Origin of the sequence: Burkholderia sp. Ac-20384, assembly GCF_017104605.1 — a bacterium.
Classification (GTDB): Bacteria; Pseudomonadota; Gammaproteobacteria; order Burkholderiales; family Burkholderiaceae; genus Burkholderia; species Burkholderia lata.
Map to the genome: position 1 here is coordinate 1 of NZ_JAAGPE010000338.1, position 8,778 is coordinate 8,778.

The 8,778-nt window shown below is 67.6% G+C and carries 4 protein-coding genes and 1 pseudogene; 1 reads left to right on the top strand and 4 read right to left on the bottom strand.

Translation table 11 applies throughout. From position 1 onward, the window contains the following. Window positions 1-618: pseudogene (locus tag G3O00_RS36310) on the top strand (NYN domain protein); the annotation flags it as partial. A 79-nt stretch (window positions 619-697) separates the two neighbouring features. On the opposite strand, the gene G3O00_RS36315 reads toward G3O00_RS36310, so the two are convergent. The 4 genes from G3O00_RS36315 to G3O00_RS36330 all read right to left on the bottom strand — a co-directional run. Continuing rightward, window positions 698-1,081 (bottom strand): VOC family protein, encoded by a 384-nt coding sequence (locus tag G3O00_RS36315; RefSeq protein WP_011351471.1) that lies wholly within the window; start codon window positions 1,079-1,081, stop codon window positions 698-700. A 105-nt stretch (window positions 1,082-1,186) separates the two neighbouring features. Continuing rightward, the gene (locus G3O00_RS36320; RefSeq protein ID WP_206145890.1) at window positions 1,187-4,495 is read right to left on the bottom strand and encodes an efflux RND transporter permease subunit; all 3,309 of its coding nucleotides are present in this window, start codon (window positions 4,493-4,495) and stop codon (window positions 1,187-1,189) included. A gap of 3 nt (window positions 4,496-4,498) precedes the next feature. Beyond that, complete coding sequence (locus G3O00_RS36325; RefSeq protein ID WP_174934862.1) at window positions 4,499-7,612, bottom strand: MdtB/MuxB family multidrug efflux RND transporter permease subunit; 3,114 nt, start codon at window positions 7,610-7,612, stop codon at window positions 4,499-4,501. 15 nt (window positions 7,613-7,627) lie between these two features. Continuing rightward, a partial coding sequence (locus G3O00_RS36330) for an MdtA/MuxA family multidrug efflux RND transporter periplasmic adaptor subunit (protein WP_206145891.1) occupies window positions 7,628-8,778 on the bottom strand: 1,151 nt, incomplete at its 5' end.

Sequence of the window (8,778 nt, forward strand, 5' to 3'; positions counted from 1 at the left end):
TGTACGCGTGCGGCCGAGCCGGCGCGGGCCGGGCGCAATGCGCAACGTCGCGGGCAGCGGGCGGAAGCGGTCATGCACGAAAGCGTGCAGGTCGAAGCGGACGACGCGGAAGTGGCCGAGGTTGCCGAGGTGCCCGAGGCGGCACCGATGATGTCGCCGGCGGAAACGGCCGAAGTGGCCGACGCGGCCGACGCGCATGGCGAAGTGAAGGATGGCCGCAAGCGCGCACGCAAGACCGCGGCGAAGAAGGCAGGGGCGAAGAAGGGCGCCGCCGCGAAGAGCGCAGGCCGTCAGGCAGCCGGGAAGCCTGACGCCGCCGGGCATGGCGCGCCGAAGCACGGTGGCGACAAGCACACGCACGGCAAGCATGCCGACGACGCGCATCGCGACGCGGAGCAGGGCGACGAGCGGCACGTCACGGCGACGCACGCCGGGCCGGCGGCAGGCGATGGCGGTGCCGAGCGTGCCGCCGCCCAGCCGTCGCACGACGCGGCGCCGGCTGAAGCAAATGCCGAAGCGGTTGCGGAAACGCCGGCCGCTGCCAAGCCGAAGAAGCCGGCCCGCAAGGCCGCACCGCGCGCGCGTCGTCCGCGCAAGGCGGCGGACGCTGCCGAGTAACGTCGGTCGGCTGGATGCCGTTTCGAGCGGGGCGGCATCCGCGCCACGATACCGGCCGGTGCAACGCCGGCCCGTCGAACTAGCCGTTCAGCACATAAGGCTGCGTCATCACTTCGAGGAAGTGGCCGTCCGGATCGTCGAAGTACACGCCGCGGCCGCCGTTGTGGCGGTAGATGTCATCGGGTTGCCGCTTCGCCGGATCGGCCCAGTGCGGCAGCCCGCGCTCGCGAATGCGCGCGAGCACGCGATCGAAGCCTGCTTCGTCGAGCAGGAATGCGTAATGCTGCGACGCGATCTCTCCCGACTGTTCATAAAAATCGAGTGACACGCCGTTCCCGAGCGGGACGACCAGCATCGCGCCGAACGGCGTCGGCGGCGGCAATTCCAGCAACTCGGTGAGGAAGCGGCTCGACGCGCGTTTGTCGCGGCACCAGACGATCGTGTGGTTGAGCTGGACGTTCATGGTGTGTCCCCGTGAAGGGCGCAGCGGTGGGCATGGACTCACGATAGCCGATCGTCGCCGCTGTTCAAGCGCGAAAAAACGGCCGCCCGAGGGCGGCCGCTTTCATCACTCCCCGGCGACGGCCGGCCCGCCGGTATTCCCGCGGCGGTTGCGGCGTTTCTCGCCCCACACACGGAAGCGGTCCATATACAGGTAGACGACCGGCGTCGTATAGAGCGTCAGCACCTGCGACACGATCAGGCCGCCGGCGATCGCGATCCCGAGCGGCGCACGCAGCTCGGCGCCGTCGCCGTTGCCGAACGCGAGCGGCAGCGCACCGAGCAGCGCGGCCATCGTCGTCATCATGATCGGGCGGAAGCGCAACAGGCACGCCTCGTGGATCGCGTCGAACGACGATTTCTGGTTGTTGCGTGTCTGGTCGATCGCGAAGTCGACCATCATGATCGCGTTCTTCTTCACGATACCGATCAGCAGGATCACGCCGATCAAGGCGATGATGCTGAACTCGGTCTTGAACAGCAGCAGCGCGAGCAGCGCGCCGACGCCGGCCGACGGCAGCGTCGACAGGATCGTGATCGGGTGGATGTAGCTCTCGTACAGGATCCCGAGCACGATGTAGACGGCCAGCAGCGCCGCGAGGATCAGGATCGGCTGGTCGTTCATCGACTGCTGGAACGCCTGCGCGGTGCCCTGGAAGCTGCCGACGATCGTCGGCGGGACGCCGACCTGCGCCATCGTCTGGTAGATCACCTGCGTCGCCTGCGACAGCGACACGCCGGGCGGCAGGTTGAACGAGATCGTCGTCGCGACGAACAGCCCCTGGTGGTTGACCGACAGCGGCGTCGTGCTCGGCCCGAACGTCGCGATCGCCGACAGCGGGATCATCGTCGACTTCGACGTCGACACCGACGCACCCGACGACGCGCTCGACTTGCCGCTCGCCGCGATCGAGTTGAGCGCCTGGTTGCGCGCGGAGTCGGACGCGATCGCCGCGGCGCTCTGCGTGGCCGTGCCGGCGCTCGACGTGCCGGCGGAGGTCGCAACGTAGGTGCCGGCGGCCGCGTTGGTGGTCTGCGAGCCGTTCGCGCTGCCGCCCGACGTGCTGACCCACACCTGGTTCAGCATCTCGGGGCTCTGCCAGTACTTCGGCGCGACTTCCATCACCACGTGGTACTGGTTCAGCGGGTTGTAGATCGTCGAGACCTGGCGCTGGCCGAACGCGTCATACAGCGTGTTGTCGATTTGCGCGGGCTTGATGCCGAACCGCGCGGCCGTCGCACGGTCGATCGTCACCATCGCCTCGAGGCCGCCTTGCTGCTGGTCCGAGTTCACGTCGGTCAGCTCGGGGCGCTTCTGCAGCGCCTCGGTCAGGATCGGCCCCCACTTGTACAGGTCGGCGCTCGAATCGCCGAGCAGCGTGAACTGGTACTGCGCGTTGCTCTGCCGGCCGCCGACGCGGATGTCCTGCGCCGCCTGCAGGAACGTGCGCGCGCCGGCGACGTCCGCCAGCGGCGGGCGCAGCTGCTGGATCACCTGGTCGGCCGACAGCTTGCGCTCGGTGCGATCCTTCAACGTGACGAACATGAAGCCCGAGTTGGTCTGCGTGCCGCCGGTGAAGCCCGCGACGCTTTTCACGTTCGGGTTGCTCTGCACGATCCGCATCATCTCGGAGAACTTCAGCTTCATCGCCTGGAACGACGTCGACTGGTCGGCCTGGATGCCGCCGATCATCAGCCCGGTGTCCTGCTGCGGGAAGAAGCCCTTCGGCACGACGATGTACAGGTAGACGTTCAGCCCGATCGTCGCGAACAGCGTCAGCAGGATCAGCAGCGGCCGGCGCAGCGCCCACGACAGCGAGCGCTCGTAGCCGCGCTGCATGCGGCTGAAACAGTGTTCCAGGAAGCGCCCGAAGCGACCTTCGCTTTGCGGGTCGTGCGACTCGGGCAGCAGGCGCGCGCACATCATCGGCGTGACCGTGAGCGACACCGCGAGCGACACGGCGATCGCGAGCGACAGCGTCAGCGCGAACTCGCGGAACAGCCGCCCGACGATGCCGCCCATCAGCAGGATCGGCAGGAACACCGCGACGAGCGAAATGCTCATCGACAGCACCGTGAAGCCGACCTCGCGCGCGCCGTCGAACGCGGCCTGCATGCGCGACTTGCCGTTCTCGATATGCCGCGAGATGTTCTCGAGCACGACGATCGCATCGTCGACGACGAAGCCGGTCGCGACGATCAGCGCCATCAGCGACAGGTTGTCGATCGAGAAGCCGAGCAGGTACATCGCGCCGAACGTGCCGATGATCGAGATCGGCACCGCGACGCTCGGGATCAGCGTCGCGCGCCAGTTGCGCAGGAACAGGAACACGACCATCACGACGAGGCTGACCGCGATCAGCAGCGTGTGCTCGGTGTCCTTCAGCGAAGCGCGGATGGTGGTCGAACGGTCGAGTACGGGCGTGACCGTGATGTCGGCCGGCAGCGACGCGGTGAGCTGCGGCAGCGCCGCGCGCACGCGATCGATCGTGTCGATGATGTTCGCGCCGGGCGAGCGGTAGAGAATCACGAGCACTGCTCGCTTGCCGTTCGACAGGCCGAGGTTGCGGAGATCCTCGACCGAATCGACGACGTCGGACAGGTCGGACAGCCGCACGGCCGCGCCGTTGCGGTACGCGACGACGAGGTCGCGGTATTGCGACGCCTCGGATGCCTGGTCGTTCGTATAGAGCTGGTAGCGCTGCGGGCCGAACTCGATCGCACCCTTCGGCGCATTGGCGTTCGCGGACGCGAGCGCCGCGCGCACGTCCTCGAGGCCGATCCCGTAGTGGAACAGCGCCTGTGGCTCGAGTTCGACCCGCACGGCCGGGTTCGCGGAGCCGCTGACCGACACCTGGCCGATCCCGTCGATCTGCGACAGCGACTGCTGCAGCACCGTCGACGCGGCGTCGTACAACTTCGCGGGCGACGAAGTCTCCGACGTCAGCGACACGATCATGATCGGCGAGTCGGCCGGGTTGACCTTGCGGTAGGTCGGGTTGCTCTTCAGCGCGGCGGGCAGGTCGGCGCGTGCCGCGTTGATCGCGGCCTGCACGTCGCGCGCAGCGCCGTCGATGTCGCGGTTCAGGCCGAACTGCAGCGTGATCCGCGCATTGCCGACCGTACTCATCGACGTCATTTCGGAGACGTCGGCAATCGAGCCGAGGTGCCGTTCGAGCGGGCTCGTCACGCTGGTCGCAACGGTCTCGGGGCTCGCGCCGGGCAGCGACGCCTGCACCGAGATGGTCGGGAAGTCGACCTGCGGCAGCGGCGACACCGGCAGCTTGACGAACGCGAACAGGCCCGCGAGCGCGACGCCGATCGCGAGCAGCGTCGTCGCGACGGGGCGGGTGATGAAGGGGCGCGACAGGTTCATCGCTTACGCGTCCGTGCGCGGGCCGGCTTGCGGGCCGTGGCGTTCGAACCAGCCGCGCACGCGGCGCGCGAGCGAATCGAAGCCGAGATAGATCACGGGCGTCGTGAACAGCGTCAGCACCTGCGACACGATCAGGCCGCCGGCGATCGCGATCCCGAGCGGCTGGCGCAGCTCGGAGCCCGCGCCGGAGCCGACGATCAGCGGCACCGCGCCGAGCAGCGCGGCGAGCGTCGTCATCAGGATCGGCCGGAAGCGCAGCAGGCACGCCTGGTAGATCGCTTCGCGCGGCGGCTTGCCTTCGACGCGCTCGGCTTCGAGCGCGAAGTCGATCATCATGATCGCGTTCTTCTTCACGATACCGATCAGCAGCACGATGCCGATGATCCCGATGATGTCGAGGTCGTGCCCGGTGATCATCAGCGCGAGCAGCGCGCCGACGCCGGCCGACGGCAGCGTCGACAGGATCGTGATCGGGTGGATGTAGCTCTCGTACAGCACGCCGAGCACGATGTACATCGTGACGACCGCCGCGAGGATCAGGAACAGCTGGTTCGACAGCGAGGCCTGGAACGCGAGCGCCGCGCCCTGGAAGCGCGTCTGGAACGACGCGGGCAGCCCGATGTCCTTCTCGGCGGCGTCGATCGCCTTGACCGCCTCGCCGAGCGAGGCGCCCGCCGCGAGGTTGAACGAGATGGTGGTCGACGGGAACTGAGACAGGTGCGCGACCAGCAACGGCGACGGCCGCTCGTGGAACGACGCGATCGACGACAGCGGCACCTGGCCGCCGCCCGCCGACGGCAGGTAGATGTCGTTCAGCGATTGCGCGTAGTGCTGCTCCTTCGGCTCGGACTCGAGAATCACGCGGTACTGGTTCGACTGCGTGAAGATCGTCGACACGATGCGCTGGCCGAACGCGTCGTACAGCGCGTTGTCGACGGTCGCCGGCGTGATGCCGAAGCGCGCGGCGCTCGCGCGGTCGATCTCGATGTAGACCGACTGGCCGTTGCTCTGGAGATCGGTCGCGACGTCGGCGAGCGACGGCTCCTGCTGCAGCCGCGCGACGAGCTTCGGCACCCAGGTCGCGAATTCTTCCGAATTCGGGCTCGTCAGCATGAACTGGTACTGCGTCGGGCTGACGGTCGAGTCGATCGTCAGATCCTGCACCGACTGCATGAACAGCGAGATGCCGGTGATGTTCGCGACGCGGTGCTGCAGGTCGCGGATGATCTGCGCGGCCGTCTCGGAACGATCGTCGCGCGCCTTCAGGTTGATCAGCATCCGGCCGCTGTTCAGCGTGATGTTGCTGCCGTCGACGCCGATGAACGACGTCAGGCTCTCGACGTTCGGATCCTTCAGGATCTCGGCCGCGAGCGCCTGCTGGCGCTCGGCCATCGCGCCGTACGAGATCGACTGCGGCGCCTGCGTGATCGCCTGGATCACACCGGTGTCCTGCGCGGGGAAGAAGCCCTTCGGCACGTAGACGTACAGCAGGCCCGTCAGCGCGAGCGTCAGCAGCGCGACCACGAGCGTCGAGCGCTGGCGGTTCAGCACCCATTCGAGCGCGACCGCGTAGCGCGCGATCACCCAGTCGATCGCCTGGTGCACGCGCGCCTCGAAGCGATGGCTCTCGGGCGGCGGCGAATGGCGCAGCAGCTTCGCGCACATCATCGGCACGAGCGTGAGCGACACGATCGCCGAGATCACGATCGTCACCGCGAGCGTGATCGCGAATTCGTGGAACAGGCGCCCGACCACGTCGCCCATGAACAGCAGCGGGATCAGCACCGCGATCAGCGACACCGTCAGCGAGATGATCGTGAAGCCGATCTGCTTCGAACCCTTCAGCGCGGCCTCGAGCCCCGTTTCGCCTTCCTCGACGTAGCGCGCGATGTTCTCGATCATCACGATTGCGTCGTCGACGACGAAGCCGGTCGCGATGGTGAGCGCCATCAGTGACAGGTTGTTCAGCGAGAAGCCGGCCATGTACATCACCGCGAGCGTGCCGATCAGCGACAGCGGCACCGACAGGCTCGGGATGATCGTCGCGTAGATGTTCGCGAGGAACAGGTACATCACGAGCACGACCAGCCCGACCGCGAGCAGCAGCTCGAACTGCACGTCGCGCACGGCGGCGCGGATCATCGTCGTGCGGTCGGTGACGATCTGCACGTCGAGCGCGCCCGGCAGCGTTTCCTGCAGCTTCGGCAACTGCGCCTTGATCGCGTCGACCGTCTGGATCACGTTCGCGCCCGGCTGGCGCTGCACGTTCAGGATGATCGCGGGCTCCTTGTCCACCCATGCGCCGAGCTTGGTGTTTTCCGAGCCGGCGACGACCGTCGCGACGTCGGTGAGCATCACCGGGCGGCCGTTCTTGTATGCGACGACCGCGCTGTTGTATTGATCGGCGCTCGTGAGCTGGTCGTTCGCGTTGATCGTGTACGCGCGCGTCGGGCCGTCGAAGTTGCCCTTCGGCGTGTTGACGTTCAGGTTCGAGATCGTCGTGCGCAGGTCGTCGAGGTTCATCCCGTACTGCGCGAGCGCGGTCGGGTTCGCCTGGATGCGCACGGCCGGGCGGTTGCCGCCCGACAGGCTGACGAGGCCGACGCCCGCGACCTGCGAGATCTTCATCGCGAGGCGCGTGTCGGCGAGATCCTGCACCTGCGTGAGCGGCAGTGTTTTCGACGTGACGGCGAGCGTCAGCACCGGCGCGTCGGCCGGGTTGACCTTCGCGTAGATCGGCGGAGCAGGGAGGTCGGACGGCAGCAGGTTGCCGGCCGCGTTGATCGCGGCCTGCACTTCCTGTTCGGCGATGTCGAGCGGCAGGTCGAGAGAGAACTGCAGCGTGATCACGGACGAGCCGGCCGAGCTTTGCGACGACATCTGGTTCAGCGACGGCATCTGCCCGAACTGCCGTTCGAGCGGTGCGGTGACCGACGAGGTCATCACCTCCGGGCTCGCGCCCGGGTAGAAGGTCTGGACCTGGATCGTCGGATAGTCGACTTCCGGCAGCGCGGCGAGCGGCAGGAAGCGCAGCGCGACGAGACCGGCCAGCATGATCGCCGCCATCAGGAGGGCGGTGCCGACCGGCCGGAGAATGAATAGGCGGGATGGATTCATCGAGCGGCCCGCGCGTTACTGGGCCGCGGAGGCCGCTGCCTGCGACGCGCCGTGCTTGTGTCCGCCGCGATGGCCGCCGGCGCCCGATGCCCCCGACGCCGCAGCGGCGCCGTGTGCGCCCGACGCGCCTTTCGGCTTGTCGGCCGGGATCGAGATCTTCGCGCCTTCGCGCAGGCGGTCGGAGCCGTCGGTCACCACGCGCTCGCCGAGCGACACGCCGCTGACGATGCTCGTGCGTTCGCCGTCGACCGGGCCGATCGTGACCTTGCGCACCGTCACCGTGTTGTCGGGTTTCACGACGTAGACGAACTGGCCGATCGAGCCGGTCAGCACGGCCGCCGTCGGCACGATCGTCGCGTTGCGCAGTACGTCGACGAGCAGGCGCGTGTTCACGAACTGATTCGGGAACAGCATGCCTTCCTTGTTATCGAAGTTCGCGCGCAGCTTGACCGTGCCCGTGCTCGTGTCGATCTGGTTGTCGAGCGTCGCGAGCGAGCCGGTTTCGAGCGGCACCGTGTTGTTGCGGTTGTATGCGGTGACCGACAGTTTCTGGCCCGCGTTCACCTGCTTGAGGATTTGCGGCAGGTTGTCTTCCGACGTGGTGAAGATCACGCTCATCGGCTGCAGCTGCGTGATCACGACGAGGCCGTTGGTATCGCCCGGCGTCACGTAGTTGCCGGGGTCGACCTGGCGCAGGCCGACGCGGCCCGACACCGGCGCGGTGATGCGCGCATACGTGAGGTTCAGCTTCGCGGAATCGATCGCGGCCTGGTCGGTCTTCACCGCGCCTTCGTATTGCTTGACGAGCGACGCTTGGGTATCGACGGTCTGCGACGCGATCGAATCCTGCGACAGCAGCGTCTGGTAGCGCTTCAGGTCGAGGCGGGCCGTCGCGAGCAGTGCCGAGTCGCGCGCGTGCGTGCCTTCGGCGTTCTCGAGCGACACCTGGTACGGGCGCGGGTCGATCTGCGCGAGCACATCGCCCTTCTTGACGATCTGGCCTTCCTGGAACGCTACCGACTGCAGGTAGCCAGACAGCTGCGTCTTGACCGTCACGTTCGCGAGCGGCGTGACGGTGCCGAGCGCGGACAGCACGATCGGCATTTCGCCCTGCGTCGCGGTCGCGACCTGAACGGGCTGCGGAATGTTCGCCATCGCGGCGGGGC